General features: G+C 45.0%; 29 protein-coding genes. 3 read left to right on the forward strand and 26 right to left on the reverse strand.

The annotated features are described in order from the left end of the window. Positions 1 to 633 (forward strand): T9SS type A sorting domain-containing protein (locus tag ENI34_08900; protein HEC79237.1); only part of this gene is annotated, 633 nt, incomplete at its 5' end. 87 nt (positions 634 to 720) lie between these two features. Here ENI34_08900 and trxB read toward each other — a convergent pair. From trxB to glmM, 24 genes are all read right to left on the reverse strand, one after another. Next, positions 721 to 1,650, reverse strand: coding sequence for a thioredoxin-disulfide reductase (gene trxB / locus ENI34_08905; GenBank protein HEC79238.1), 930 nt, complete (start codon positions 1,648 to 1,650; stop codon positions 721 to 723). Positions 1,651 to 1,796: 146 nt separating this feature from the next. Next, a complete protein-coding gene (gene ftsZ, locus ENI34_08910) occupies positions 1,797 to 2,906 on the reverse strand; it encodes a cell division protein FtsZ (protein ID HEC79239.1) in 1,110 nt (369 codons plus the stop codon). 45 nt (positions 2,907 to 2,951) lie between these two features. Continuing rightward, positions 2,952 to 4,184, reverse strand: coding sequence for a cell division protein FtsA (ftsA, locus tag ENI34_08915; protein ID HEC79240.1), 1,233 nt, complete (start codon positions 4,182 to 4,184; stop codon positions 2,952 to 2,954). Beyond that, positions 4,184 to 4,519, reverse strand: coding sequence for a hypothetical protein (locus ENI34_08920; protein HEC79241.1), 336 nt, complete (start codon positions 4,517 to 4,519; stop codon positions 4,184 to 4,186). The genes ftsA and ENI34_08920 overlap by 1 nt, the downstream gene beginning before the upstream one ends. Next, the gene (gene murB / locus ENI34_08925; protein HEC79242.1) at positions 4,516 to 5,406 is read right to left on the reverse strand and encodes a UDP-N-acetylmuramate dehydrogenase; all 891 of its coding nucleotides are present in this window, start codon (positions 5,404 to 5,406) and stop codon (positions 4,516 to 4,518) included. The genes ENI34_08920 and murB overlap by 4 nt, the downstream gene beginning before the upstream one ends. Next, complete coding sequence (locus tag ENI34_08930) at positions 5,403 to 6,767, reverse strand: UDP-N-acetylmuramate--L-alanine ligase (GenBank protein ID HEC79243.1); 1,365 nt, start codon at positions 6,765 to 6,767, stop codon at positions 5,403 to 5,405. Before ENI34_08930 ends, murB begins: the two co-directional genes overlap by 4 nt. Then, entirely contained in the window at positions 6,767 to 7,852 is a 1,086-nt protein-coding gene (locus ENI34_08935; protein ID HEC79244.1) for a UDP-N-acetylglucosamine--N-acetylmuramyl-(pentapeptide) pyrophosphoryl-undecaprenol N-acetylglucosamine transferase, read from the reverse strand. The genes ENI34_08930 and ENI34_08935 overlap by 1 nt, the downstream gene beginning before the upstream one ends. Next, on the reverse strand, positions 7,783 to 8,877 hold the full coding sequence (locus ENI34_08940) for a hypothetical protein (GenBank protein HEC79245.1): 1,095 nt from the start codon (positions 8,875 to 8,877) through the stop codon (positions 7,783 to 7,785). Before ENI34_08940 ends, ENI34_08935 begins: the two co-directional genes overlap by 70 nt. After that, positions 8,831 to 10,144: a UDP-N-acetylmuramoyl-L-alanine--D-glutamate ligase gene (gene murD, locus ENI34_08945; protein HEC79246.1), complete on the reverse strand. Its 1,314-nt coding sequence runs from the start codon at positions 10,142 to 10,144 to the stop codon at positions 8,831 to 8,833. Before murD ends, ENI34_08940 begins: the two co-directional genes overlap by 47 nt. Positions 10,145 to 10,157: 13 nt before the next feature. Further along, positions 10,158 to 11,243, reverse strand: a complete 1,086-nt coding sequence (locus ENI34_08950) for a phospho-N-acetylmuramoyl-pentapeptide-transferase (GenBank protein ID HEC79247.1) — start codon at positions 11,241 to 11,243, stop codon at positions 10,158 to 10,160. Continuing rightward, a complete protein-coding gene (gene murF / locus ENI34_08955) occupies positions 11,244 to 12,521 on the reverse strand; it encodes a UDP-N-acetylmuramoyl-tripeptide--D-alanyl-D-alanine ligase (GenBank protein HEC79248.1) in 1,278 nt (425 codons plus the stop codon). It lies immediately after the preceding gene. After that, a complete protein-coding gene (locus ENI34_08960) occupies positions 12,503 to 13,927 on the reverse strand; it encodes a UDP-N-acetylmuramoyl-L-alanyl-D-glutamate--2,6-diaminopimelate ligase (protein ID HEC79249.1) in 1,425 nt (474 codons plus the stop codon). Before ENI34_08960 ends, murF begins: the two co-directional genes overlap by 19 nt. Further along, positions 13,914 to 15,539 carry a penicillin-binding protein 2 gene (locus tag ENI34_08965; GenBank protein HEC79250.1) on the reverse strand — a complete coding sequence of 542 codons (1,626 nt, stop codon included), beginning with the start codon at positions 15,537 to 15,539 and terminating at the stop codon, positions 13,914 to 13,916. Before ENI34_08965 ends, ENI34_08960 begins: the two co-directional genes overlap by 14 nt. Next, entirely contained in the window at positions 15,536 to 15,787 is a 252-nt protein-coding gene (locus ENI34_08970) for a hypothetical protein (protein ID HEC79251.1), read from the reverse strand. The genes ENI34_08965 and ENI34_08970 overlap by 4 nt, the downstream gene beginning before the upstream one ends. Beyond that, positions 15,772 to 16,650, reverse strand: coding sequence for a 16S rRNA (cytosine(1402)-N(4))-methyltransferase RsmH (rsmH, locus tag ENI34_08975; protein HEC79252.1), 879 nt, complete (start codon positions 16,648 to 16,650; stop codon positions 15,772 to 15,774). The genes ENI34_08970 and rsmH overlap by 16 nt, the downstream gene beginning before the upstream one ends. A 31-nt stretch (positions 16,651 to 16,681) precedes the next feature. Next, complete coding sequence (locus tag ENI34_08980) at positions 16,682 to 17,023, reverse strand: anti-sigma factor antagonist (GenBank protein ID HEC79253.1); 342 nt, start codon at positions 17,021 to 17,023, stop codon at positions 16,682 to 16,684. Further along, complete coding sequence (locus ENI34_08985) at positions 17,004 to 17,486, reverse strand: cell division/cell wall cluster transcriptional repressor MraZ (protein HEC79254.1); 483 nt, start codon at positions 17,484 to 17,486, stop codon at positions 17,004 to 17,006. The genes ENI34_08980 and ENI34_08985 overlap by 20 nt, the downstream gene beginning before the upstream one ends. A 228-nt stretch (positions 17,487 to 17,714) precedes the next feature. Then, entirely contained in the window at positions 17,715 to 18,980 is a 1,266-nt protein-coding gene (gene rsmB / locus ENI34_08990) for a 16S rRNA (cytosine(967)-C(5))-methyltransferase RsmB (GenBank protein ID HEC79255.1), read from the reverse strand. Further along, a complete protein-coding gene (locus ENI34_08995) occupies positions 18,977 to 19,894 on the reverse strand; it encodes a methionyl-tRNA formyltransferase (protein HEC79256.1) in 918 nt (305 codons plus the stop codon). Before ENI34_08995 ends, rsmB begins: the two co-directional genes overlap by 4 nt. After that, complete coding sequence (gene def, locus ENI34_09000) at positions 19,895 to 20,407, reverse strand: peptide deformylase (GenBank protein HEC79257.1); 513 nt, start codon at positions 20,405 to 20,407, stop codon at positions 19,895 to 19,897. Between the two features lie 58 nt (positions 20,408 to 20,465). After that, positions 20,466 to 20,804 carry a preprotein translocase subunit YajC gene (gene yajC, locus ENI34_09005; GenBank protein ID HEC79258.1) on the reverse strand — a complete coding sequence of 113 codons (339 nt, stop codon included), beginning with the start codon at positions 20,802 to 20,804 and terminating at the stop codon, positions 20,466 to 20,468. A gap of 121 nt (positions 20,805 to 20,925) precedes the next feature. Then, positions 20,926 to 21,657, reverse strand: a complete 732-nt coding sequence (surE, locus tag ENI34_09010) for a 5'/3'-nucleotidase SurE (protein ID HEC79259.1) — start codon at positions 21,655 to 21,657, stop codon at positions 20,926 to 20,928. Continuing rightward, positions 21,648 to 22,352 carry a glycosyltransferase family 2 protein gene (locus ENI34_09015; protein ID HEC79260.1) on the reverse strand — a complete coding sequence of 235 codons (705 nt, stop codon included), beginning with the start codon at positions 22,350 to 22,352 and terminating at the stop codon, positions 21,648 to 21,650. The genes surE and ENI34_09015 overlap by 10 nt, the downstream gene beginning before the upstream one ends. A 3-nt stretch (positions 22,353 to 22,355) precedes the next feature. Continuing rightward, on the reverse strand, positions 22,356 to 23,684 hold the full coding sequence (gene glmM, locus ENI34_09020; GenBank protein ID HEC79261.1) for a phosphoglucosamine mutase: 1,329 nt from the start codon (positions 23,682 to 23,684) through the stop codon (positions 22,356 to 22,358). 222 nt (positions 23,685 to 23,906) lie between these two features. On the opposite strand from glmM, the gene ENI34_09025 reads away from it, so the two are divergent. Then, positions 23,907 to 24,116: a hypothetical protein gene (locus tag ENI34_09025; protein ID HEC79262.1), complete on the forward strand. Its 210-nt coding sequence runs from the start codon at positions 23,907 to 23,909 to the stop codon at positions 24,114 to 24,116. A gap of 8 nt (positions 24,117 to 24,124) precedes the next feature. Then, the gene (locus ENI34_09030) at positions 24,125 to 24,379 is read left to right on the forward strand and encodes a type II toxin-antitoxin system RelE/ParE family toxin (GenBank protein ID HEC79263.1); all 255 of its coding nucleotides are present in this window, start codon (positions 24,125 to 24,127) and stop codon (positions 24,377 to 24,379) included. Positions 24,380 to 25,165: 786 nt separating this feature from the next. Here ENI34_09030 and ENI34_09035 read toward each other — a convergent pair. Both ENI34_09035 and ENI34_09040 read right to left on the reverse strand, forming a co-directional pair. Further along, a complete protein-coding gene (locus tag ENI34_09035) occupies positions 25,166 to 25,861 on the reverse strand; it encodes a hypothetical protein (GenBank protein HEC79264.1) in 696 nt (231 codons plus the stop codon). 2 nt (positions 25,862 to 25,863) lie between these two features. Then, on the reverse strand, positions 25,864 to 26,079 hold the full coding sequence (locus tag ENI34_09040; protein HEC79265.1) for a hypothetical protein: 216 nt from the start codon (positions 26,077 to 26,079) through the stop codon (positions 25,864 to 25,866). Positions 26,080 to 26,338: the final 259 nt, after the last annotated feature.

Genomic DNA, 26,338 nt, shown 5'->3' on the forward strand with positions numbered 1-26,338 from the left:
CGTAATCTGACGTGGATGTATGAGACGACGCCGTATGTCGGGGTGGCGATACTGGATCCGCCGCGTTCGACGCCGGCGGCGAATTTGGCGTTGATTGATCATGCCTTATATGTGTATCCGAACAGTGGATTACAGGACAGCATCCAGCTAAAGTTTACGGCTGGTACGATTCAGAATCCTTCGTCGAATCGTGCGTATGATTGGTCGACGTGTAATTCAGCGGGTCCGTTTACGTTGGCGCCTGGTGGTTCGGCGGTGGCGGCGTTTGCGATTGTTGGTGGTGACAATTTAGCGGATTTACAGGCTAATGCGGATACCGCCTACAACCGCTACTGGAACTGGCCCGGCGTTCAGGAGAAACCGAGCGGTGCTGTGATAAACGGCATAAAGATATATCCCGTGATCTCTCACGGACAGCCGTTCACCCTGCAGTACGGGTTTACTCAAAAAACGAACGTTCAGGTCAAAATATATGACGCCATCGGCCGCTTGGTGGACCAAAAAGACTTCGGTCAGCTGAATGGTTCAGGTGAACTGAGATTGAATTTCAACTCGCAGTCACAGGGTGTCTACTTCATAAAACTCAAGGCAGGTAATACGACGAAGACCGCGAAGATCATCTGGCTCAGATAAATAAGCCGTAAAATAAGATCAGGGCCGGGAATCATCAACAAAATAATGGTTCTCGGCTCTGTTTCTTTTTTTCCAAAAAAACAGATACTATGTCTTTAAATTCTCAAGGTAGTGATATGCATTGATCGCCGCCACTGCTCCTTCACCGCAAGCCGTAATAACCTGACGAATCTTTTTGGAACGAATGTCGCCGGCGGCGAATATGCCGGAAACTGATGTTTCCAGCTTCTCGTTTGTAATAACAAATCCTGCTTTATCCAGTTCAACCACTCCTTTTAAAAATTCCGAGAAGGGTGTCATCCCCACATACATAAATACACCGTCTGTTTCATAAATTTTTTCCTCGTTGGTTGCACGATTTTTCACGGTGATAGATTCAACCCGCTCCTTTCCATTAATACTGACAAGCTCGTGATTGAGTAAAAACTGCACCCTTGATTCATTCTCAAACCGCTTTTGCAAAATGCGGTCAGCCGTTATGTAAGGCAGAAATTCCACAAAAGTGATATGTGTAACAAAATTAAGAAGGAACAATCCCTCCTGTAAACCTGAATTACCACAGCCGATAATCGCAATCCTGCGTCCTTTAAAAAGAGGACCGTCACAGGTCGCACAATAAGAAATTCCTCTGCCGCGCAGTTCTTCCTCACCTGGAACTCCCAGTTTACGGGGCATCGTTCCGGTAGCGATGATGACCGTCTTTGACCTGTATTCCGCGCCGTCACTTCGAACAAAGATCGCTTCGTCGGTCTTCTCTAAAGATTTAACCTCTGTACCTATAATTTCGGTCCCGAATTTCAATGCCTGCTGCTTCATCTTTTCCGCCAGTTCAATCCCTTTTATCCCGTCGGGAAACCCCGGATAATTCTCAATCACATCGGTGCTTGCCGCATTTCCTCCAGGTAATCCCCTTTCTATAACCATGGTCTTCAAGCCCGCGCGGGCTCCATAAATCGCTGCGGTCAATCCCGCCGGACCTGCACCGATGATCAACAAATCATTAATGTCTTCGTTCATAAAAGAACCTCCCTGTTAAATTGCACGTAAACTGCGCTGTATGTATTTCCTCGTAAGAACAAGTCATACTCTATCCGCTTCTGTTGAAGTATCTAAAAACCCTCTATATGTTCAAACGACACTCAAACTAAAGAAAGAACCAGACCTTAGTCGATCTGTCTCCTCAAAAAAGTCGGAACTTCCAGATCGTTTTCATTGTAGACCCGTTCTTTACCTTCTTTCTTGACCTCCCGTCTTTTGAATGTCGGAAGCTCAAGATTCTCTCTCTTCGTTCCGAAATCCAGTGCTTCATCTTTGACCTTTTCTTTGATTCCGGTCGCCACGACCATCACCTTCACCTTTTCGCCGATATCTTTATCAACCACAACCCCGGTTATAACCTTCGGCTCACATTCTGTTTCAGCAACGATCAATGAAGCGGCTTCGTTCGTCTCCGCTAATGTCAGATCATCACTTCCGGTGATATTGATGAGCAACCCTTTGGCACCCTTGATTGAAACATCTTCAAGTAATGGAGAACTGATGGCTGATTGAGCGGCTTGAAGCGCACGATTCTCTCCTTCGGCAATACCGAGCCCCATCACTGCGGTGCCTTTTTCAATCATCACGGTCCTGATGTCGGCGAAATCAAGATTTATGAGTCCCGGTTTAGTAATCATCTCGGCTATACCCTTTATTGCATTGAACAGAACCATATTACCGATCTTGAACGACTCCACGATTGACTGTTCTTTCGGAGAGACGGCGACAAGTTTCTGGTTGGGAATACAGATCAGGGTATCCACATGTTCTCTCAATTCCTCGAGTCCTTTTTCCGCATTCGTCATCCGCCATATTCCTTCATATTCAAAAGGCGTGGTCACAACCGCGACGACGAGGGCACCGCTGTTTTTGGCTTCTTCGGCGATCACCGGTGAAGCACCGGTTCCTGTTCCACCGCCTTCGCCGCAGGTGATAAAGACCATATCAGCATCCTTCAGGACGTCGCGGATCTGTTCACGTGATTCCTCGGCTGCCTTGCGACCGATTTCAGGGTCACCGCCTGCTCCCAATCCCTGGGTCAGGTTCTGACCGATCTGAAGTTTCTCAGAAGCCATACTCAATTTCAAAACCTGGGCGTCAGTATTGACTGAAATGCATTCAACTCCTTCGATTCCATAACCCTGAGCATAATTGACTGTATTGCAACCTGCTCCACCAACACCGATCATCTTTATTTTAGCCATATATTTTGGCTCTTGCACCAATTCCAACATAAAGTTCCTCCTTTTTTCTTTCCCCTGTTCTCCATTTAGAGAACACTAAAAATATTTTGTAAACCAATCTTCAAACCGTTTTTTAAGGGCGTCAAATACACCCACACCCTTGGATTTTTTAATGAGCGTCTGATTCTTCTTTTCATAACCGTAAAGCACCAACCCCACACCGGTTGCATATATCGGGTCAAGAATGATGTCTGTGAGTCCTCCGATTCTTCGTGGAATACCGATCTTCACCGGTAGATTGAATATCTCCTCCGCCATCTGCGCCAGACCGTTCAATCTTGCAGTACCACCGGTGATAACGCATCCGGCGGCGAGAACATCGGAGAACCCGCTCTTCTTGATTGCCTTGTTGGTGATCATAAGAATCTCTTCCACCCTTGGAGCGACTATCGAATAGAGCTGTTCCTTGGTGATAAAACGGTCTTCCCTGCCTCCGATACCAGGCACCTTGATTTCATCTTTTTTCTCTTCAGGGGTTATTGAAAGCGTCGCATATTTCTTCTTTATCGTCTCCGCCTGTTTATAGGGAGTCCTTATTCCGATGGCGATGTCATTTGTAATATATTCTCCGCCGAGAGGGATTACCTCTGTATGTCTGATGGCGCCGTCATAGAAGATCGCCAGATCAGTCGTTCCACCTCCGATATCAAGCAGGCAAACCCCGAGGTCGAGTTCATCCGGCTGGAGTACGGAATAGGAAGAAGCCAATGGTTGGAGCACAAGATCCTTCACTTTCAGCCCTGCCTTTTCTAATGCGGTGTAGATATTCTGTGCAGAAGTCACCGCTGCAGTAACGATATGGACCTCTGCCTCCAGTTTCACACCGCTCATTCCCACCGGATCCTTGATTCCCCTCTCGTTGTCAACGATATATTCAATCGGTATTGCATGAATAATCTCTCTGTCCAGAGGTAGAGCAATCGCCTGTGCCTGTTCAATGACCCGTTCGATATCACGTTTCGAGATCACTCCTCCGGCCCTCGAGGTTGCGATCATCGCATGGGCGTTTATACTCTCGATATGCGAACCCGAGATACCGGCATAACAGGAATCCACTTTGACACCAGCCATACGAGATGCCTCATCTATTGATCTGTTTATTGACTCTACAGCTTTTTCCAGATTAATAATCACCCCCCTTTTCAATCCGTGCGAAGATGTAGAGCCGACTCCCACAACCTTCAACTCGTTCTCGTCAACCTCAGCAATGATCGCAGCAACCTTCGTCGTTCCAAGATCAACGCCAACTATTCTTTCTTTCTTTGGCATTATCTCCTCCTTGATTGTGTTTTTTCAGGATTCAACTTCTCTTTCATAGAAGTTGCTCCTCTTTTGACAATAACCTGCGTATCGAACCTCAGGTCAACGATTGATTGACCTTTGAGATCCAGTAAATTCAATCTTTCTATCAAATACTTTCTCTTCTTTAAATCATGCGTCCCGACAATATATTGAACACCTTTATATTCCAGTACTCCTTCTTCCTGTGAAATAATGCGCGCCCCCGGAATGACTTCTTCAAGAGTGATATAAGACTCTCTATGTTTTGTTAAATAGACAATAAGAATCAATGCCGTCGTGATGATAATCGCGATCGCTATCACCTTAATATCTTTACCTCCTCTTTCAAAAGCACCCCTTTTTTCAACCGAACCGTCTGTTTTATGATCCTCATCAATTTAAGAACATCCGACGCCTTCGCATTTCCGGTGTTGATAATCCAGTTCCCGTGTTTTCTACTGACCTCGGCACCGCCGACCCTCAGCCCCAGCAAACCGCACTCCTCAATCAGTTTACCGGCGGACTGAGGACGGGGATTTTTAAAAAACGAACCGGCTGAATATCCTGCAGGCTGACGTCTCCGCCGCCATTTCCTCTTTGCCGAAAGCGCCCGCTGAATATATTTATAAGCACGCCGCTTCAACTTCAAGGTTGCAAAAAGAATAATTTTGTCGTCCTTAATATGCGAACGCCGATAATCAAACCGCAGTTCTTCCCTGGATAGATCCTTCCTGCCCAGATCAGATCCCGTATCTATAACCGTTATCCCTTCAATGATTTCACTGATCGACCTGCCGAATGCACCGGCGTTCCCTTTAACCGCCCCACCGATTGTACCCGGTATGCCGGCGAGAAATTCGGCACCCCCGTATCCCGCCTTACCTGCCGCGGTCAGGAATCTATCGATCGTCACTCCGGCGCCGCAGATAAAGAAATTATCTTTTCTTCTCATTCTCTTAAAGATCCCTTCTAATTTTATAACCGCACCGTCGAATCCCGCATCACTGCATAGAATATTGGTTCCCGCTCCGATTACAAAGTACCTCATCCTTCTCTTTTTAATAAATTCAAGCACCTTTTTCAGAGCTTTTATCGAGTAAACTTTTATAAAATAGCGCGCCCCGCCGCCGATACGGAATGAAGTATGTTTCTCCAGCGGTTCGTTATCCAGCACTCTGATTCCTTTTATTCGTTTCAATATATTATTCACTGCAGCTCCTTGAGTAGCATCACTGCAAACCGATTAATATCACCCGCTCCCTGAACGACAATCACATCACCCGGCCGCACTATCTTCTTCAAAAATTTTATTATTCCCTTAAATTCAGGGATGAAATAAACATCTTCCTGCTCTTTGCGGATCCGTTTTACGAGTGAGGCGCCGGTGACACCGGGAATAGGAATTTCGTGGGCGGCGTATATCTCTGACACAATCACGATATCGGCGAAGAAGAATGAAAAAGCAAAGTCATTAAAGAGATAATAAGTCCGGGTATAACGATGCGGTTGGAAGACCGAGATGATTCTCCGGTTGGAAAAGTATTCTCTGATCGTCTGCAGAGTCACCGCGATCTCTGTAGGATGATGTCCATAGTCATGAAAGATCTTTATACCCCTCACTTCTCCGATATATTCGTTGCGCCGCTGAACTCCTTTGAATCTCTTCAGCGCCCTTTTTATCCTGGATATCGGAATTCCCAATTCCAGACCTATACCGATCGCCGCAACGGTATTGCTGATATTATGCGTCCCCAGCAGATTGGTGATGAAGGTTCCGACCCGCTTATTCAGGTATATTACATCAAAAGAAGAACCCAATCCTTTTTTCTGTATTTTCTCGGCACGCAGTTCAGCACGTTCGTTCAACCCGTAAGTGATTATCCGCCGATGGATCTTATCTTTGATTTCAGCGGCGCCGATGGAATCAACACCGAGAAAAGTGCAACCCCAGAATGGAACATGGTTCGCAAAATAGCTGAAATGTTCTTTCAATTCATCAAGATTTGAATAATGGTCAAGATGTTCGGCTTCGATATTGGTGATCACTGCATAAGAGGGATAGAGCCGCAAAAACGATTTATCGGATTCGTCCGCTTCACAGACCATATAGTTGCTCTTTCCGATCCGCGCCTGACTCTGACCCCTTATGATTCCGCCGACCACGGTCGTCGGTGATAACCCGCCTTCCTGAAGGATCTCACTGATTATCGAAGTGGTGGTCGTCTTGCCGTGGGTACCGGATATACACACAGCTATCTTCATACGCGTCAACTCCGCCAGTAATTCCCCCCGATGGATGACCGGTATATTGAGACGGCGTGCTTCGATAAGCTCGGGATTATTCTGTTTCACGGCGGTGGAGAATACCACGACATCGGCACCGACGATATTCTTTTCTCTATGTTTATAAAAAACCTTTATCCCCATCTTCTGAAGTCGTCTGGTTATATCCGACCGTTGAATATCCGAACCGGTCACTTTAAGTTTCAAGTTCTTCATGACGATCGCCAGGCCGCTCATACCGATTCCACCGATTCCTACAAAATGTATATGTTCTGTCTTCCCGAACATCAGCCGTTCTCCTTTAAGATAAAATCCACAATCTTCTTTTCAGCATTGAAATCAAGGGTCACCTTTTTCTTTCTGATACTGCTCAATTCCATGATTTTCTTCAAGAGAATCTCGGCAGTGATTTCTTCTTCACGCATCACCACCGCATTCCCCGTCTCGGCGAAATATTCTGCATTGTAATACTGATGATCGTCAACAGCATAAGGAAACGGTATAAAGATCACGGGGATATCGAGTGAAAGAATTTCATAGCCGGCGAGTGCTCCTGAACGGGAAACAATCACATCAGCATTCTTCATCTCTTCCCAGGGACTCAGGGTAAAAGACAGAACCCTGGTTCTGCCGCGGCGGTTTCCATCAACCCAGTCAAAATCACGCTTTCCGCTGATTATCGTAAGGGTGTATCCCCTCGGCAACATATCCTGGATCTCCAGGGCGAGTCTGTTCAGTCTCATGGCTCCCTGACTGCCTCCGAGAAAGAGTATCTTTTTTTCTTTCTTCTCCGCCGGCAGACGTTTCCGACGACACTCTTTGAATTCCGTCCGTATCGGAATACCGGTCAGAATCATATTATCATCCCGGCGTCCGAGAAGAGGAAGTCCCAAAAAAACTTTTCTGGCGCGGCGTGCGAACAGTTTTGTGGCCCGACCGGGAATTCGATTGGGTTCAAAAAGATAGAATGGGGATCGATTCATAAAACAGGAGATGAGCAGCGGAAGAGAACCAAAACCGCCGCACGCGAAACCGATCACCTGTTTTGTTATATTGTTTAATGATATAGCGGAATACACAATGGACAACAGGGATAAAAGTTTCATAAATATCGACTTACCGAAAAAAGGTTTTGATTTAACATAAAAAATCCTTAAACCGTACTTTCGGGCGACCTCTTCCTCAGAGTACCCCCTGCGTGCCAGAAATATCACATCTACCTTACATTTCATAAACTCCTGGGCAACCACAATCGCGGGAAAGTAATGGCCGCCTGTACCGATGCCCGAAATCACCACCCTCATCACAACTCCCTCTTTTTGGAAACCTGCAGGATGATACCCATGGCGAAAAGATTTGCTGCAAGCGACCATCCGCCGAAAGATATGAACGGTAAAGGAACACCCGTAGGCGGCAGAAGCCCGATACTGACACCGACGTGGACAAGAAAGATGATGAAGATTGATGTATTCAAACCGGTAACGAGCAATTTCGCAAAATCATCCGAGACCAAAGAGGCGATCCGCAGACCGCGCATGAAAATCTGCCAGTAAAGTCCAAAGACGACGATACTGCCGACAAACCCGAACTCTTCTGCAATATGGGCGAAGATGAAATCATTATGGATCCGCGGCAGGAAAAGAAATTTCTGCAATCCGGCGCCGGGACCTTTACCCCAGAGCCCTCCTGAGCCGATTGCAATAAGAGACTGCCTCACCTGATATGTCGGGTTATTCAAGAAACTTGTAATCCGATATTGGGCATGAGGAAATACCAGGATAAAAACAATAATCAGCACCAGACTCACCGCCATTGTGGGAAAGAGCAGTTTGAGTTTTGCGCAGCCGTAAACGAGCATGAAGATGAGTACCAGAAAACAGATGACCGCCATAGAGATTGAAGGTTGAACAGCGACGAGGACGATAATGAATAAACAGATGAAGATCGAGGTCAGCATGCCGTTACTCGTATTCGCGGTTTGAGGATGTGAATCGAAAAAATTGGCGAGGAAGAAGATGATCCATATCCTTACGAACTCTGAAACCTGCAAACCGAATGATGATATGACGAGGGAGCGTTTGGCGCCGAACTGAGTGCGACCGGCAAGAAGAGTGAGAAACAGAATGAACACCATAAGAATAAAGAGAGGAAAGATGAGTTTTCTGATGAGTTCATAAGGGAAGAACAATCCGAGGAGAAAGAAGACACTCGCAATCGCCAGACGTTTTAAATGGCCGAGCAGATAATATGTGGAGTCCTCACCCTTTCTCATCGCCCGGTAATACGATGATGAATAAACGAACAACGCCCCTAAGACGACAAGACAGAGTAAACAGAACGCCAGTGTTCGATCAATCCCTGTATGCTGCATCTTTAAACGCTGCTCCTCTCTCTTCAAAATTTCTGAAATAGCCGAAAGAAGCGAACCCCGGATTCAAAAGAATAATATCACCGTTCGCGGCGAACCCGCGGGCCTTTTCAACCGCATCATCCATATCTTCGGCGACTGCGAACCTATCAAATCTTTTCGTTTTAAAATAATCCGCTATACAAGAAGCATTTTCACCTAAAACAATACACGCCTTCGCTTTCTTAACCAGCAGATCAAGATATTTTTCACCTTTATTCCCTTTCTGCCTGCCGCCGACAATGACGATCTTATCACCTTTCACGGCATTGAAAGAAGCGATCGCCGCACTCTCATTCGTACACATGGAATTGTTGATATAACGCACACCATTTATCACTCCGAGTTCTTCCAGTCGATGCGGCAGGGATTTGAATGAGGTGATGCCGTTTCTGATACTTTCATTATCGACTCCCATGATCTTCGCAACGGCAATGGCGGCAAGGGTGTTAAGAAGGTTATGCCTTCCCGGCAGCTCTGAAATCTTCACCGGAAACAATTTCTCACCTTTATAACGGAAATCACCGTTAAAACACACATCCGCCTTCAAATCGCCGCCGAAGAAGATGATCTGCGACCGAATCTCTGTGACCGACTCCTTAATCAGTTGATCATCGAAATTGAGAACCGCATAATCATCAGGTCTCTGCGTTTTGAAGAGCCGAAATTTCGCCTGCTTATATTCTTCAAAACTGCTGTGCCAGTTCAGATGATCAGTCGAGATATTGGTAAGGACTCCGATACCGGCATGGAAATCCCTTATCCGCATAAGCTGAAAAGACGATATCTCCAGAACATACTGTTCAAAGTGCGGAAGGAAAAGAGCCCGTGAAAACGGCATCCCGGGTGCAATGTTGCCGCCGAGGAAGTTTTTTATTCCGGCGGAAGCCAGGATATTGCTTATCAAAGCCGCGGTCGTACTTTTGCCGTTGGTTCCGGTAACCGCAATGACATCAGGTCGGTTCAAATGTTGATATGTAAATTCAATTTCGTCGATAACCGGCAGCCCCCTGTCCGTCAATTCCTTGATGATTCTTTTATTGGGAGGAAATCCAGGAGAAGTAACCACAAGGTCATAATCAAAGTTACCCTCATTATGCGTCTTTATTTTACCTGTCTTCAGCAACCTTCTCGCATCGGTTGAAACCACTTCCAGATTCTCTTCGTAGAGAAACAGTTCATCGCCCTCTTTAAGCAGGTATTCAGCCACTGAAATATTGGCTCGTCCCAGTCCCAGCAACAAAACTCTTTTTTTCATATTCCTTCCTTCATCATCTGATCTTTAAAGTCGAAAGAGCGAACATCAACAGAATAATCCCGACGATCCAGAATCGGACGACGATCTTCGGTTCACACAAACCTTTTAATTCAAAATGATGATGCAAAGGAGCCATCTTGAACAATCTCTTTCCTCCGGTACGGCGGAAATATATTATCTGAAGCAATACGGAAACGGCTTCAATTACAAAGACACCGCCCACAAAGATAAGAAGTATCTCCTGTTTGATCAAAATTGCAGCCGTGCCGATAATCGCGCCCATGCTCAATGCACCGGTATCACCCATAAAGATTTGAGCCGGATGAGAATTAAACCATAAAAATCCGAGACTCGCACCAAGGATTGATGCACAGAAAACAGTTATCTCACCGCCGTTCTTCAAAAAGATGATGTCCAGATACTCGCTGATCCCCATGTGGCCGGCGGCGTACGCCAGGGCACTGTAAGCCAATGCCGCGATTCCGATCAACCCGATCGCCAGACCGTCGAGCCCGTCGGTCAGATTGACGCCGTTGGAAGTGCCGACGATAACGAGTGCGACAAAAATAGGATACAGAATACCCAGATTTATGATATAGTTCTTTACAAAGATCAAATTGGTCTTTGTCGCATATCCTTCCGGCCCGAAAAAGTATAAAAAGACACCCAATGCGATTCCGTAAATAATCTGGAAGACCAGTTTTGTCCGTATCGACAATCCCCTTGGTTTATTCTTATAAATTTTAATATAGTCGTCATATGCGCCCAAACACCCGAACCAGATTGTCGCGGTCAGAAGGATGATGATATTGGGATTGGTCAAATCACAAAAGAGAAGTGTCGAAATCAGAATGGAAAGAAGAATAAGGATTCCTCCCATGGAAGGAGTCCCCTCTTTGCTTTTATGGCTCTCCGGTACTTCATCGCGTATCCGCTGACCGATCGATCTATTCTTCAAAAATGTGATGAATCGCTTACCGAATAGGAGCACGATCAAAATCGCCGTCACCACCGCATATGCACTGCGGAATGTAATATAACCGAACAACCTAAACGGTCCGAAAACGTCTTTCAACGGATATAAAAGCCAGTACAGCATCTATAACTCCCTTAACAATTCAAAGACAATATCTTCAAAATGGAGACCGCGTGAAGCCTTGACAAGAATAAGTTCATCACCTTCCAGATTGTCCACCAGATAACGCACCAGTTTACGTTTATCAGTAAAATGCACCCCCTTGTAATGCCGCGCCTGCTCTCCAAAGGTCAACAGGAGTTCGCAATGTTTTCTTGCATATACGCCGATGTTTTTGTGCAGCAATCGGGAGTCCCTGCCCAATTCCAGCATGTCACCCAGTATAAATATTCTTCTTCTCTCCACGACAGAGGTGAAATCAATCGCCGATTTCATCGATACGGGATTGGCATTATAGGTGTCGTTTATTATCAACAAATCATTACAGTGGATCGGTTCCATCCTTCCCGATTCAGGCTTTATTTCGGCGAGGGCGGCACGTTGAAAATCATATTCAATATTAAAATGTGAAGTCAAACAGACGGCACAAAGACAGTTGTAAACATTTCCGAGCCCGAGAAGATTGGTAAAGAACTCCTTGTTTTTGTAAGTGAAATAAGAACCTTTCTCGGTCAGGGAAATATCGTCCGCCATTTCAAGTGAGAAATTAAAAATATTTTTTCCCTTAACATCCTCAAGCCCCTCACCAAGCAGGGCGAAGCCGCCTTCGGGAAGCGCCTTGACCAATGACAACTTCTCTTCCTTTACTCCATTGATTGAACCGAAACTCTCTAAATGGCCGGGTCCGATGTTTGTGACAACGCCTGAATCAGGCTGAGCGATTTCACACAACCGCTTGATCTCTCCGGGGTTGCTCGTTCCGATCTCCACAATCAGATAGTCTTCGTCGCCGCTGAGTTCGAATATCGTCAGAGGAAGACCGATGAGTGAGTTATAATTCTTCTTCGTCGCCAGAGTATTATATTTTTTCTTGAAGATGGCGCTGATAAGATTTTTGGTGGTCGTCTTCCCGTTTGTGCCGGTAATGGCGATCGTTGTCGGATGGAACAGACTCCGATATTTTCTTGCGAGTTCGCCGAGTGCGAAAAGGGTATCCGAAACCAGAATCTCATCACCAACTTTCTGACTCTTCTCCACCACCACAGCGCTTGCGCCGTTCGACAGCGCCTCCTTCACAAACAGATGTCCGTCGGTATGTTCGCCCTTCAGGGCGAAAAAGAGATCACCCGGTTTGATCTCTTTTGAATTGATGCTCACCCCCCTTATCAACTCCAGGGAACCGTCGCCTGTCTTCCCATGCATCATCTTTGAAATATCTTTAATCATAAACTCTTTAAACATTCCCGAATGACCTCTGCATCGTCAAAAACAATTTTTTTCTCACCGATGATCTGATAGTCTTCATGCCCCTTACCGGCGACGAGTAGAACATCATCATCTTTTTTTATAGAAAGTGCATATCTGATCGCTTCTTTGCGGTCTTCAATGACCTTATAATTATCTTTTTTGATACCTTTTAATATATCGTCGATGATGTCGGATGGTTTTTCACTGCGTGGATTATCAGATGTTACAAAGACATAATCGGCTCTTTCCGATGCAACAGCACCCATCTTCGGACGTTTGTCCCTATCCCGGTCACCGCCGCAGCCGAACACTATAAGAAGTCTTCCCCGACAGTATTTTCTCAAAGCCGTGAGGACATTCCCGACGGCTGACGGCGTATGTGCATAATCGATGAAGATATTGTCCACCACGCGTTCCATCCTGCCTTTCACACCTTTCAACTCTTCAATCCCCCTGATGATTATCTCAGGGTCCTGTTTCAAAGCACAACCGACGGTGAACGCGGCGAGAATATTGTAGGCATTAAATCCACCGATCAAACCGCTCGCCACCGGGTATTTCTTGTCACCGTAAAAAATCTCCATCCGTAGTCCGTCGATGCTCTCTTCTGTCAGAACCGCCCGAATATCCCCTTCTTTCTGCAGTCCGTATCCGATTTTATTGAGCACCGGCAATTCTTCAATTTCTCTGAGTGCAGGATCGTCAATGTTATAAACGGCGTAACCGTTCTCCTTGAGGAGTGAAAATATCCGCATCTTCGCGGCACGATATTCTTCAATTGTACGGTGAAAATCAAGATGGTCCTGAGATAAATTGGTGAAGACCGCGACATCCAGATCAATCTCCTCCATCCTCTTAAGACTGAGGGCGTGCGAACTCACTTCCATGACAACCGCCTCTGCCCCGTCTCTCTCAAAATCGGAAAGCAACTTGAAGATATCAAGACTTTCCGGCGTGGTCCTTTCCGCCTTGATCCTCTTCCGGCTGTTCATATAATAAACAGTACCGATCAGACCGGGTTTTTTACCCGCCTGTTCAAGGATTGAATAGATGAGAAAAGCAGTCGTTGTCTTTCCGTTTGTTCCGGTGATACCGATTTTTTCCACCGCCTCAAAACCGCCGTAGAACCGTCGAGCGAGTTTCGCCATTGCCTCCCTTGAATCTTTGACAACGATCTGGGGAATATCCACAGCCAGCTTCCTTTGGGTGATGAGCGCCACGGCTCCGTTCTTGATTGCATCTTCGATAAAATCGTGCCCGTCGAATTTCTCTCCTTTGACGGCAATGAAAAGGGAACCCGGTGTAACACGTCTTGAATCGAACTCCAGTGACAGAACATCTGTATCTTTCATATTGTGCTCTTCACCTCCGATCACAGAAACCAACCTACTTAGCTGCATATTGGTGAGAATTTATCTGATAGATACTCTGAGCGATTTTTCTGAAAACAGGCGCCGCGATCGTACTCGCCCACAGACCCTTTTTCGGTTCATCGAGCATCACGGCAATGAGATAATCAGGATCATCCGCCGGGAAATAACCGATGAAGGTAGTGATTACCGATGAATTTGAATATCGATTATTGACAACCTTCTGTGCGGTACCGGTCTTTCCTGCAACCCGGACTCCATCGATGGCTGCGCCGGTTCCACTGCCCTCTTCGACGACACTGCAGAGGATGTCGGTAATACGCGCCGCAAGTTCTTTATCCACAACCCGTCTCACCCTGAGAGGTTTGGACCGATACACCGTTCTTTTCTTATCTTTGATTTCACTCACCAGAATGGGTTTATTCAAAACACCTTCATTGGCGATCGTCTGATAGGCAAAGGCGAGTTGAAGAAGATTCACGGTAAGGCCCTGGCCGAAAACAAGTGTGGCGAATTCCACATCATTAATCTTGTCCGCCGCCGGTACTTTACCCTTGGCTTCTCCGGGCAATTCAATACCGGTCACCTGACCTAAACCGAAATCCCTCATCAAGAGGAAAAATTCTTTTCTGTCGAAGTTACGTGAAATCTTGACCATGGCGACATTGCTTGAGTGGGCGACCGCTTCCCTAAAAGTCACCACTCCGTAATTCCTGTAATCATGGATCGTATGTCCATGAATTTTGTATTTACCACCTTCTGTATCAATAACGTAATCTTCTTTAATACCATCAAGCAGTGCATACGTCAGTGTAATTAATTTAAAGGTCGAGCCCGGTTCAAACTCGTCGCATACTGCATGGTTTCTCTTGTCGTTCTTTTTTCCCACATTGACCAGGGCGAGGATCTCTCCTGTATGTGGATCAATAATCACACCTGCCGCGTATTTTGCATCTTCCTTCATCAAGGCTTCTTTCAAGTTCGCATAAAGGATCGCCTGCATCTGAAAATCAATCGTTAAATAAACATCCTGACCGGGAAGCGGGTCTTTTTCAGGATAATTATGGTAAGGAAAGATATCACCCGTGGGGTCTTTTTGATAGATGGCGAAACCGGATCTGCCGCTGAGCACGCTGTTCAACTGCAACTCCAGTCCTTCTATCCCCCGATTATCCGATCCTACTTTTCCTATCAGGCTGGCGAACGCCTCGGGCATATTATACTGACGATTGAGGTCGTGAGTGAAACCGATGCCGGGATCATCGATCTCGAGATATCTGTCCCGGGTATGTAAATCGACCTTCTTGTCAATCCAGAAGAACTTTCCTTTGTCGAGCAGCTTTCTGATTTCGCGCTCAGAACGGCCGGAAATGATAGCCACCTCTTTTATCACCTTATCCCGTTTATATACATAGCGCGGCGTGCAGAAGATTGAAAAACACTGTTGCGAAGTAGCCAGAGGAATACCGTTTCGGTCATAAATATTCCCGCGTGCGCCCAGGAGAATAAATTTCTTTTCATGTTGATTTCTTGCCTTCTTCTCGTAATATTCATATCTTATGCACTGGATATAGAAAATATGGGAAAAGAAGAGTAATGAAACCAGAAAGAGTAAAAGGTGCACCACCCGCGCCCGTTTCATTTCACGACTCCCAGGATGTCATCCTCTTTTGGAAAGATAAAACCTCTTTCCTTTGCTGCAGCTTCGATATTGGCGAGATTTCCGAGATTCATTATTTCAAATTCGAAATTTTTTTTCTGGTTCTCCAATTCGATCACCCGGTTCTTCAAATTTTCCTTCCTCACTTCCAGTTTAACCAGCTCACTTTCTATATAAACAAGAGAAAACAGATAGATGACCACCGCTAAAAAGATCAAGAGCGCACGCATCTCTCACCGCATCTCAATTTTGCACTGCGCGCCCGCGGATTATCTCTGATCTCTTCCTGTGTCGGTGTTATGACTTTCTTGTTGAGTATCACCATCGTCCCCTCTTCCTTGAAACCGCGGAAAGTTCTTTTAACGATGCGATCCTCACCAGAATGGTATGATATTACAACAATCCTGCCTCCGGGATTCAATCTTTGAAAAGCAATCTGTAATGCCTGAGAAAGATTGGATAATTCATCATTAACCCAGATGCGGAACGCCTGAAAGACCCGGTGTAAATTCTTCTTAAGAAACCTCCTCGGTGTTGTTTTCTCAACCACCTTCCGAAGATCAAAGGTGGTCCTCAAAACCTTTTTATGCCTGTAAATCTCCGAACCGATTCTACGACAGTTACGTACATCCCCGTAGTTTTTAAGCACATCGATGATCTCCTGTTCCGATGCACTCTTGATCTTCGTCAGAAGAGAAGAGGTCTTCGGAGACATCCGCATCAACAGCTCACCTTCACGTTCAAAACTAAACCCCCTTTCAGGACTAACAAGTTGATGATATGACACACCGAGATCGAAGAGTACACCGTTCAAACCGCTGATCTTCTGTTCTTTTAGAATTAAACCTAAGTTTATGAAATTATCTTCAAAGAGTAGGCATCTCTTCCTGAACGGTTTGATTCTTTCCCGGACATAAGCGATCGCCTCCGGATCCCAATCGATTCCGATGAACTTCGCCCGCTTTGTAAGCTTCAACATCTCCACCAGATGACCTCCACCGCCGATCGTGCAGTCACAATAAACGCCTCTGTCTGTTTCAAGTTTCATAAATCTAATCACCTCTTTCAAAAGAACCGGTTGATGGAAAAGCATAATGAAGCAGCCTTATGTTCATCCCGTTTAACTACATGAAACTCTTTAATGCGGCTCTCTTGGACGGAAAAATCTCAAAGGGATAAAAACCGTACAGTCTTAAAATATCGTAGAGATACGGTGAGACATTTACAAGTTTAATGTCACCGCCGAGTTCTTTGAATTTTTTCTGATAGTCGATAAGCTGTCCGACGATCTTGTAGTTTATATGATTGACGCGCGAAAGATCGATAATGATGTTGAACTCACCCGCTTCAATCATACTTTTGAATTTCTTATCCATCACTTCAAACTGCTTCTCATCTATCTCGCCGCTCGGCAAGAAGAATGAAACCTTTTTATCTTTAATTGCCTCAATGGCCTGTACCTTCATCTATCCTCCTTCTTAAATTTTCGATGCTCTCAGCATCCTCAAGATAAAATTTCTCAATCTCTTTGCTGAACTTCTCATAGTTCTCAGGTGACCAGAGTGTAAAATAATCTATCTCTCCGACAATGACCACATCTTTTTGAATCCCTGAATGCTCGAGAAGGAAATTGGGGATCAATATCCTTCCCTGGGCGTCGAGGTGGTCTTCTTTGATACCGAAACTGAAATGGCGTCGATAACGCCGCGACTGCAGACGATCCATTGAAAGCGTAAGCAGTTCGGTCTCCTCGATCTTCTCCCACGTCCTTAATGCATAAACAGAAATCTCCCGGTCATATCCCGGAGTGAGAATCACTTTGCCTTCGGATTCGTGCTTCAACACACTCCGAAACTGACTCGGAATCGCCAAGCGTTTCCGCTCATCAAGGACATGCTTAAAAAAGCCTCTGAACCTAATATTCCCCATTTTTCCCCATTTTCTACCATTTTATACATAATTCGGGATTTGTCAAGTACTAAAATTACCCAATTGCAAAAATAAGTCCTGATATTTCAGGGGTTTTTTAGTGGGAGAAGATCAGGTACTTGTATTTTACCTGTTTGTCGTCAAAAATTAATAGAAAGTGCTCAATTATCTATAAATTGGATTAAATTTAATGGATGATATTTACAATGGATATTCCATTTTTATGTGCTATTTTATCTCATCCACCTTCTTTAATCTTGCAGCGAAGATCCCGTCGGTGTAGTATTCACCTGGAAGTACCTTGAGGAATTCGTCGCCTATCGGAGTAAAATCCCTGGCGGGTTCTAAGATAAAATTCTTGTGAGTCTTTAAGAAGAGCGAAACCACCTCTTCGTTCTCCTGGGGTAAAATACTGCAGGTGGAATATATCAGGGCACCGCCGACCTTTAAAAACTTCGCCGCATTATCAAGAAGATCATACTGGAGCTTGGAAAGACGTTTGATCACTTTAATATTCACCCGCTCTCTCACCTCGGGCCTCTTTGCAACCACCCCTGAATTACTACAGGGGGCGTCAACCAGAACCTTATCCATTCCTTCGATGGAATAGTTCCTTCCATCGGCAAGTACGGGCCGTATTATGGTCAACCCCAATCTTAAGGCGTTTTCGATAACCATCTTCAGACGGGTTTCACTCACCTCAACGGCGATGATCATTCCCTTATTCCCCATCAACTCCGCCATATAAGTGGTCTTGCTTCCCGGTGCAGAACAGAGGTCGACGATCTTATCTCCGGCTTTGGGTGCGACAAGATGACAGATCAATCCCTGAGCCTCATCATGGATTGAGACGAACCCTTCTTTCATTATCGAACTGTTTATAATGGTTCCGAGACGGTTGACTGATTTGAACTCAGGAAACCAGTTAGCGTCTTTGTATTCAAAGCCGCCGGCTTTTAACTTCACCTCGGCGTCTTCAATGCTGTTCTTGAGAAGATTTATCCGGATATACGGAGTGGGCCTGATCTTAAACGACTCTATTATGCGCTCGCCGTCGACCGGATAAGCGTCGATTATCTGTTTGAAAACCCATGCCCTGGGTATCCTCAACGCCTGAACTTTTTTGTTTCTAATTATACCTCTGAGCACGGCATTGATCAAACCCCGTTCTTTGAAAGTCCTGCCGAAATTAACCGCTTCATTCACGATCGCATAGATGGGAATCCGATCCAGAAACAGATACTGATACACGGCGATCCGCAGAACATTCTTCAGAATCAAATCGAGGGAAACAAAATCACCGTTATAGGTCTCCCTTATTATTTGATCGATCTCTTCGCGGTGCCTTAATGTACCGAACGCAAGTTCATTCGCCAGAGACCTGTCGTCTTCTGTTAATTTGTCCTCCTCAAAAATCTTACCAAGCGCATCTTTGAGGTTCACACCCTCATCAACCTCGCATAATGCAGTAAGGGCAGCCATTCGAGCATTCATCCAATCACCTCTCCTTCTTTTATACGAAAACCGTTTATAAAATCCAAACCCGATATCATCCTTCTGTTCTCAGGTTTCACCTTCCTCAAAATAACCGACCCGTCTCCTGTGCCGACATAGATACTCTTGTTTTCGATATGACAAATTCCAGGACTCAATTTCCGGTCTGTCGGTTCAACAGCCATTATCTTCAGTTCTTTATTACGGAAAACTGTCCTTGCGCCGGGCTGTGGTGACAGCGCCCGGACGAGATTATAAATTTTCTCTGTGCTGTTATGCCAGTCAATCATTGTCTCTTCCTTTTTTATTTTTCCTGCATAACTCTTTTCCTGCGGGTTCTGCTTAACTCTTTTGTAATCACCCGCTTCAACGGCCCTTAAAACATCACCGATAATGTCAGCAGCAAGGTATGAGAGACGTGATGAAAGGGAACCGTAGTCCTCATCCTCTTTTATACTTAATTCTCTCTGAAAAATTATATCACCGTGGTCGATCTTCTCATCCATAAAGATCACTGTTATCCCTGTCTTCTTCTCACCGGCCATAAGCGCCCTCTGTATCGGCGCGGCGCCCCGATATTTAGGCAGAAGCGACGGGTGAATATTTATTCCTCCCAAACGGGGAACCTCAAGTAATTCATTCTTTAAAAGATGACCGTAAGAAGAGAGCACAAAAATATCAGGATTAAGTTTGGTAAGGGTGTTGATAAACTCCTTGTCATTGGGGTCGTCGGGAGTAAACACCTCGATCCCCTGTTCTTCCGCCCATCGGGCGACCTCAGGCAGTCGGATCTTCAACCCCCTGCCGCGGGGCTTCGGTTTTGTGACGACAACCCCTGCCAGGGTGAATTCTTCCTTGATTCTCTTGACTATCGGAAAAGTGAAATCACCCGAACCGAAAAATACAATAATCATCTATACTCCATCACCGGTTTCTTTCAATTTCGCAAGATATGCCTTCACCTTCTCTTCATCCACCTCAGCCGGATGGTCGATGATGAGCACACCGTTTAAATGGTCGATTTCATGTTGAACGGCCCTTGCCAGTAATCCGCTTGTCTCGTATACCAGATCTTCATTATATAAATTCTTCGCCTGCAGCTGTACCCATTCCGACCTCTTGATCTTCAAATACAACTCAGGAAAACTCAGACAGCCTTCTTCCTCCACCACTTCACCTTCCTGTTTGAGAATTACAGGATTTATGAACGCGACCGGCTTGGCTTGTTCCTCATGGGGAGTCGTGTTGAGTGTGAAAATCCTTAACAACGACCCTACTTGAGTAGCTGCAAGGCCTACGCCCTCTTCCTTGAGCATGGTTTCAATCATATTATCGACCAATTCAAAAACCTCTTTAGAAATAGCCTTAACCGGCTCAGCCGTTTTTCTTAATATTGGATCTGGATATTTCAGTATCTTTAAATTCAATACACCTCTTTATTTAAATCTCGAGCAAATAAATCAATACTTTACTTCGGCTTTTAACCTATTTGCTCTCCTGGGACATATCTCTTGCTTTATTCAAAACATTTACAATGTGTCCCTTTTCAATCTCGATCTTTACACCATCGGCGATAACCAGCATGACGGTTCGCTCTTTGACGTTGGCGATTGTTCCGTATATCCCTGAAGATGTAACCACACGATCATCTTTCTTCAGTGCCTCCAGCAATTTACGATGCTGTTTCTGCTTCTTCTGCTGAGGCAGGATCAAGAGGAAATAGAATACGACAAAGATAAGTATCAGAGGCAGAAAACTCATCAATGGATTACTCTGCTGCTGACCGCTCTGCTCACACGTCTGCTGAAACAGAAATAAGAACATAATACCTTCTCCTTTCTTTCAAGATGCTATTATATATATTTTTATCGGTAAGTCAAGACCTGATATCTCATCTCGGCGACGGAGTCTGAACAGACCCCAGGACAGGATACTGCTGTCAAGCCTATTTCACTAAAAATTGTTGAAGTTCTTCCATCCCTTCATAATCGGTCAAATCCAATTTCAGAGGGGTTATCGATACATAATGTTCTTTAACCGCCTTAAAATCCGTATCAGCGGCGATCTTGTAAGAGAGAGTGCCGTTGATCACACTATACATAACGTTCTCCTTTTCACTGTTTCTGATTACCTTATCCCGGTAGATTCTCTTACCCATCTTGGTTATCTTCTCACCCTTCAACCTTCCCTCGGGGATATTCACATTGAGCACCAATCGGCGGATCTTTATCTCGAGCAATCGTTTTATTAAATTTCGGGAATACTTAACCGCCGATGAAAAATTATTATATTCACGGGACGACAGGGAAATCGCGATCGAATTGATCCCCAATGTCGCACCCTGGAGCGCCGCCGCCACGGTTCCTGAATAAAAGACATCACTTCCCATATTCGGACCGTGGTTTATTCCGGCGACCACCATATCGATATTCATCTTGATCAAATCATGGTATGCCAGAAGAACACAATCAGTAGGTGTCCCGTCAATGGTATAGAACCTGTCGCGTATCTTCTCCACCCGTATCGGACGCCTCAGTGTCAAAGAATGGCTGGCTCCGCTCTGCTGAAAACGGGGAGCCACGGCGAAGACTTCAAAATCTTTTTTGAGTTCTTTATAAAGTGCCTGAAAGCCCAGGGCGTCGTATCCGTCGTCGTTTGTCAACAAAATCAATGCCATAACAACCCCACCGCCATCTTGATGAATCTGATTGTATCAATCACCGGATGAATATAACTGCTCTCGTTATTATAGACGGTCGTTATCGGAATAAAACCGATATGATAATCGTTCTTTATCGCCTTAAAGACCATCTCTGATTCTGTCTGATAATTGTTCGTCTTCAAAAAGACCTTTTCAAATATCCTTAAATTTATATATCGAAAGCCGCACTGCACATCGGGTATGCTTTTTTGCGAAAGCACCGAAATCACCAGTGAAGTGATTCGATTTACAAGCCGCCTTAACGAAGGCATCTTAAGAACATCGCGCCGCATACCGATAATCAAATCATAGCCGTTACAGAGCTCCAAAAAATTATTGATCTCCTCAACCCGATGCTGGCCGTCGGCGTCGAGCGTGAAAACACCCTGCAAACGCATCAATCTGGCTTTTTCAAAACCACGTTTCAATGCCGCTCCCTTACCGAGATTTTTTTCATTCTTGAGCAACGCCACACCGAATCCCGCGACAACCTCTGAAGTCTGATCAGTCGAACCGTCGTCAATCACGATGATATTTTCCTTTTTAAAACCATACTTAAGCAAAGCATCAAGCACCGCACCGATTGTCTTCTCCGCGTTCAGTGCGGGAATGACGACTCCCGTCTTTTCCAAATCCACACCCAATTCTATTCCACAATCATTAAATGTCAATGTCTAACTGAGAATCTCTTTTATCTCTCTAATGTATCCGTTGATCCGTCTTTTATCAACACCTTCTCCGATGATTCGGACAAGCGGTTCGGTCTGTGACGGTCTGATATGCAACCAGTAATCAGGGCGAGTGATTCTCAATCCATCAAGAGTATTTATTCTGCCGGGAAACTTTTTGATGATCTTCTTCTTCCGCCTCTCAAAGATCTCCGCGTTTATCCGCACCTTCTTCTTTATCATATAATATTTCGGATACAGATCTATGATCTCCGACAACCTCTTATTACGTCGCCTCAGTAATTTTATGATCAGGGCCGCGCCGACCAGAGCGTCGCGTGTCAGATTTATCCGAGGATAAATAACCCCTCCATTACCTTCTCCACCGATCACGCCGTTCACCTTCAACATCTTCGCCACGACATTCGCCTCACCGACACCGGTTCGGAACAATCGGCAATTATACTTTTTGGTGATAAAGTCCATCAATGCAGTGGTGGACAGATTGGTCACCACATTCCCCTTTGTCCTGCTCAATATTAAGTCAGTCGCCAGAACCAATGTCTTCTCTTCGCCGACCGCCCTGCCTTGTTCATCAACAACAGAGAGTCGGTCACAATCAGGGTCACAGGCGAAACCGAGGTCCAACCCCTTCTCTTTCACAAAACGGCATAATCCCTTGATGTTCTCCGGTGTGGGTTCCGGGCCCCGGGGAAAATCAGAACTGAATCTGCAGTTGTATCTGTAAACTCTGCAGCCCAGAGCCTCGAGCAGTTCGGGCAGTGCAATTGAACCGGCGCCGTTTACAGCATCAACCGCGACTCTCAAAGACGCACCCGCCTTTGAATCCATGCGCAGCGCATGTTTGATCTTTGTAATCTGTTTTCCGACTCCATCAACAGACGATCTTTCAAAACCAGAAGAAGAAATCTCCTGGTAGACATCCCTTCCGTCGATAAATCTCTTAAATCTCTTGAATTCCCGTCCATTGAAAAACCTGCCTTCTTCGGAGATGAACTTCAATGCATTCCAATTTGATGGATTGTGGCTCGCCGTGACCGCGATACCGCCGTTTGCCTTTAATGACTTGACCATAAAGACAACAGTGGGTGTCGGAACAATGCCCAAGTCCACCACACTGCAATCGGCACTAATCAATCCCTGAATTACGGCATCGCGGAAGGCTATGCCCGACCCCCTTGCATCCCGACCGACCACCACCCTGCCCGGTTTCACATACCTGCCGAACAGAACGGCATACTGGTAAATTATATGGGGGGTCAAATCCCTGCCCACAATACCACGCAGTCCTGAAATGCTGAAGATCAACGGCATAGGGTTATTATATTATGAAAAACCCTGATGTCAATGCGTTAATACACCACCATATCGCCCTTTACTCTCTACAATCCGAATTCCGAAATGCCTTTATTCGCCGTCTCTCCTTTTCCCCTTGTCATTCTGAGTCCGCCACAGGCGGACGAAGAATCTCTCTCTGTCATATTGATACCCGCATTATCCCCTTGACATCTTTCACTAAAAGAATATACTAAATTTATGCGTGCAGATAATTTAACCATAAAGATTAAAAGCGATAAACCACTGATAGTACTTTCAGTCGACGAGTATGAAAGTATGAAAGAAACAATTGAATTGCTGACACATTATCCTGATTTGCTTAAAGAGCTAAAAGAAGAACGCAAACAGATTAATAAAGGTAAATTTATCACACTAAACAGTTACAAGGCAAAATACAAAAAACGTTGAAATTTGTTATTATCCTTTCTCCCCGTACTGAAAAATTTTTGGATAGCATCCACAAACATAATCGTCGATCATTTAAATACTTAATGCAAGCCTTAGACAAGATTGCCGAGAACCCCTATACAGCAAAGCCTTTGCTTGGGAGCCTTAAAGGTTATTACTCGTATCGTGTGGGTAATCACCGAATTATATTTGAAATTAATAAAAAAAAGTCAGAAATTTATGTCGAGAAGATTGCCCATCGCAGTGTTGTTTACAAACGATAGCTCAAAATTTCCAACTCTATTTTTCTTCACTTAAAATTCGTTCCACTCCCGCGTTCCCTGCTTCTCCCCTTCTCCCATTCTCTGCTTCTCCCATTTCCCCTCTGTCATTCTGAGTCCGCCGCAGGCGGACGAAGAATCTCCCTTTACTAACGCTCTAAACGATCTCAACGTCCTGTCCTTTCAAATCCGAAATCCGAAATGCCTTTATTCTCCCATTCCCCGTTTCTCCCTTTCTCCGTCTCTCCTCTTTCTCCCATTCCCCTCTTTTCCTCCCCCTTGAGGGGGGAGGATTAAGGTGGGGGTGATCTTTCTTCCAACGCAGCTCTCTTCCAGCACCGCTCCAAACGCTCTAAACGCTCCAAACGTCCTGTTCTTTCAAATCCGAAATCCGAAATGCCCTTATTCTCCGTCTCCCCCCTTCCCCGTTTCTCCATTTCTCCGTCTCTCCTCTTTCTCCCATTCCCCTCTTTTCCTCCCCCTTGAGGGGGGAGGATTAAGGTGGGGGTGATCTTTCTTCCAACGCAGCTCTCTTCCAGCACCGCTCCAAACGCTCTAAACGCTCCAAACGTCCTGTTCCTTTCCAAATATGCAATGGTCACTCTGTCATTCTGGTAATTACCAGAATGACAGAGTGGCTTGCGAAGTGGAGATAGGGCAAGAGGGAATAAGACGGCAGGCTGGGTCTGGACAGAATCAGTTTCCAGTTTCGAGGGTTGATCCCACTTAATGACAGGATTTAAAATGACTCTTGGCCGGGATTTCTCTGGAAGTAATGCTGGCAAAATTTTACTTGATCTTGGCCACGAGTCTTGCCCTCAGCTGTTCGTATATATAGTTGTTTGACGAAAAGAGTAAGGCATCTGCTTCTTTCAGAAGATTTACAAATCTTTCGAGATCGAGATTAATCAGTTTTTTCGGGTATTTTAAATATTGTGTCCGCATCCGAAACAATTCGTTGATATTCTTTTTCCATTGTGGGAAGAATTTCTTTAGTGTAAAAGTAGACGATGAAAGTTCAATAATCCATCTATTTTCAAACGTGTTTTTTTCTTCCGGGTCAGATATTTTAAGTGGAAATCTGGAAACCTCTTCAAAAAAGGATTTTTTTTCCCAAAATATCTGGGACATTACCTTATCAATGGATCGCAAATCCTGGGCTAATTCAAGCCATACTAAAAAGGAAAGTTCATCATATAAAATATTAGATTTCGGGCCATCTGGAGAAGCTGGAAACAGAGTTTCGTCAATTTCATTGATCGAATAAATTAATGAGGTTATATCCTTGAAGTATTGTTCGAATAGCGAGAGGTATTTCAACACAAACCTCTTGCATATCCCTGCTCGCACACGGTCGGTTTTGGCCTTTTTATAGTTCTTTTTCATTGCAATAAAGGCCTTAGCCATATTTTCAGCATATGCGGTTATTGGATAAAAAACCGCAGATTTATCTATCATCTTCTCCTGCCTTTCAGATTTTTTCATTTTTAATTGTTGTATTCCTCAATCATCCCAAAGCCCTGGCTGTTTTTTGAACTGAGACCAGGCCTTCTCTTTTCATCTTGGTAACCCCGGTCATGAACAAATCGGGCGATGTGTCGGCTTAAATTTCTATAGATAAATGCCTGCACCAAATAGTTGTGATGCCCGGGAAGCATAACTCCCTTTTTTGATAATGCACTGAAACTTATCTTTATCCTCAATTATACTCCTATTTCCTCTATACTCAGTTATTATTAAAGTTTACCCATGTTTTCGCCCAAGTCAAGCAGAATTAGTGGATGCGCCAACACATCGCTGTCAGGGGAAATTGGGTAAGTTAGTTAAGATGGTATTAAGGTACCATAGATTATGTACAACAGCGAATTTTAATTCACCATTAAGGAAATAATTACCCTGAGAGTTTATCAATGTAAGTATTGCTTCACAAGGCTTACCTCTGGTTAAACGCTTATGTCTTTC

The sequence above is a fragment of the candidate division WOR-3 bacterium genome, assembly GCA_011052815.1.
Taxonomy (GTDB): domain Bacteria; phylum Hydrothermota; class Tepidihabitantia; order SM23-42; family SM23-42; genus DRIG01.

Excerpts from the sequence above, each read along its gene's own strand:
- yajC (HEC79258.1), bottom strand. The coding sequence starts at position 20,804 with ATGTTCTTATTTCTGTTTCAGCAGACGTGTGAGCAGAGCGGTCAGCAG.
- murD (HEC79246.1), bottom strand. The coding sequence starts at position 10,144 with ATGAAAAAAAGAGTTTTGTTGCTGGGACTGGGACGAGCCAATATTTCA.
- ENI34_08985 (HEC79254.1), bottom strand. The coding sequence starts at position 17,486 with ATGGGGAATATTAGGTTCAGAGGCTTTTTTAAGCATGTCCTTGATGAG.
- rsmH (HEC79252.1), bottom strand. The coding sequence starts at position 16,650 with ATGCTTTTCCATCAACCGGTTCTTTTGAAAGAGGTGATTAGATTTATG.
- ENI34_08980 (HEC79253.1), bottom strand. The coding sequence starts at position 17,023 with ATGAAGGTACAGGCCATTGAGGCAATTAAAGATAAAAAGGTTTCATTC.
- ENI34_08935 (HEC79244.1), bottom strand. The coding sequence starts at position 7,852 with ATGGTCGCTTGCAGCAAATCTTTTCGCCATGGGTATCATCCTGCAGGT.
- surE (HEC79259.1), bottom strand. The coding sequence starts at position 21,657 with ATGGCATTGATTTTGTTGACAAACGACGACGGATACGACGCCCTGGGC.
- glmM (HEC79261.1), bottom strand. The coding sequence starts at position 23,684 with ATGCCGTTGATCTTCAGCATTTCAGGACTGCGTGGTATTGTGGGCAGG.
- ENI34_09025 (HEC79262.1), top strand. The coding sequence starts at position 23,907 with ATGCGTGCAGATAATTTAACCATAAAGATTAAAAGCGATAAACCACTG.
- ENI34_08965 (HEC79250.1), bottom strand. The coding sequence starts at position 15,539 with ATGAAACGGGCGCGGGTGGTGCACCTTTTACTCTTTCTGGTTTCATTA.
- trxB (HEC79238.1), bottom strand. The coding sequence starts at position 1,650 with ATGAACGAAGACATTAATGATTTGTTGATCATCGGTGCAGGTCCGGCG.
- ENI34_08930 (HEC79243.1), bottom strand. The coding sequence starts at position 6,767 with ATGTTCGGGAAGACAGAACATATACATTTTGTAGGAATCGGTGGAATC.
- ENI34_08950 (HEC79247.1), bottom strand. The coding sequence starts at position 11,243 with ATGCTGTACTGGCTTTTATATCCGTTGAAAGACGTTTTCGGACCGTTT.
- ftsA (HEC79240.1), bottom strand. The coding sequence starts at position 4,184 with ATGCCAAAGAAAGAAAGAATAGTTGGCGTTGATCTTGGAACGACGAAG.
- ftsZ (HEC79239.1), bottom strand. The coding sequence starts at position 2,906 with ATGTTGGAATTGGTGCAAGAGCCAAAATATATGGCTAAAATAAAGATG.
- rsmB (HEC79255.1), bottom strand. The coding sequence starts at position 18,980 with ATGAATGCTCGAATGGCTGCCCTTACTGCATTATGCGAGGTTGATGAG.
- ENI34_08960 (HEC79249.1), bottom strand. The coding sequence starts at position 13,927 with ATGCAGCTAAGTAGGTTGGTTTCTGTGATCGGAGGTGAAGAGCACAAT.
- ENI34_08995 (HEC79256.1), bottom strand. The coding sequence starts at position 19,894 with ATGATTATTGTATTTTTCGGTTCGGGTGATTTCACTTTTCCGATAGTC.
- ENI34_09035 (HEC79264.1), bottom strand. The coding sequence starts at position 25,861 with ATGAAAAAATCTGAAAGGCAGGAGAAGATGATAGATAAATCTGCGGTT.
- murF (HEC79248.1), bottom strand. The coding sequence starts at position 12,521 with ATGTTTAAAGAGTTTATGATTAAAGATATTTCAAAGATGATGCATGGG.
- ENI34_08970 (HEC79251.1), bottom strand. The coding sequence starts at position 15,787 with ATGCGTGCGCTCTTGATCTTTTTAGCGGTGGTCATCTATCTGTTTTCT.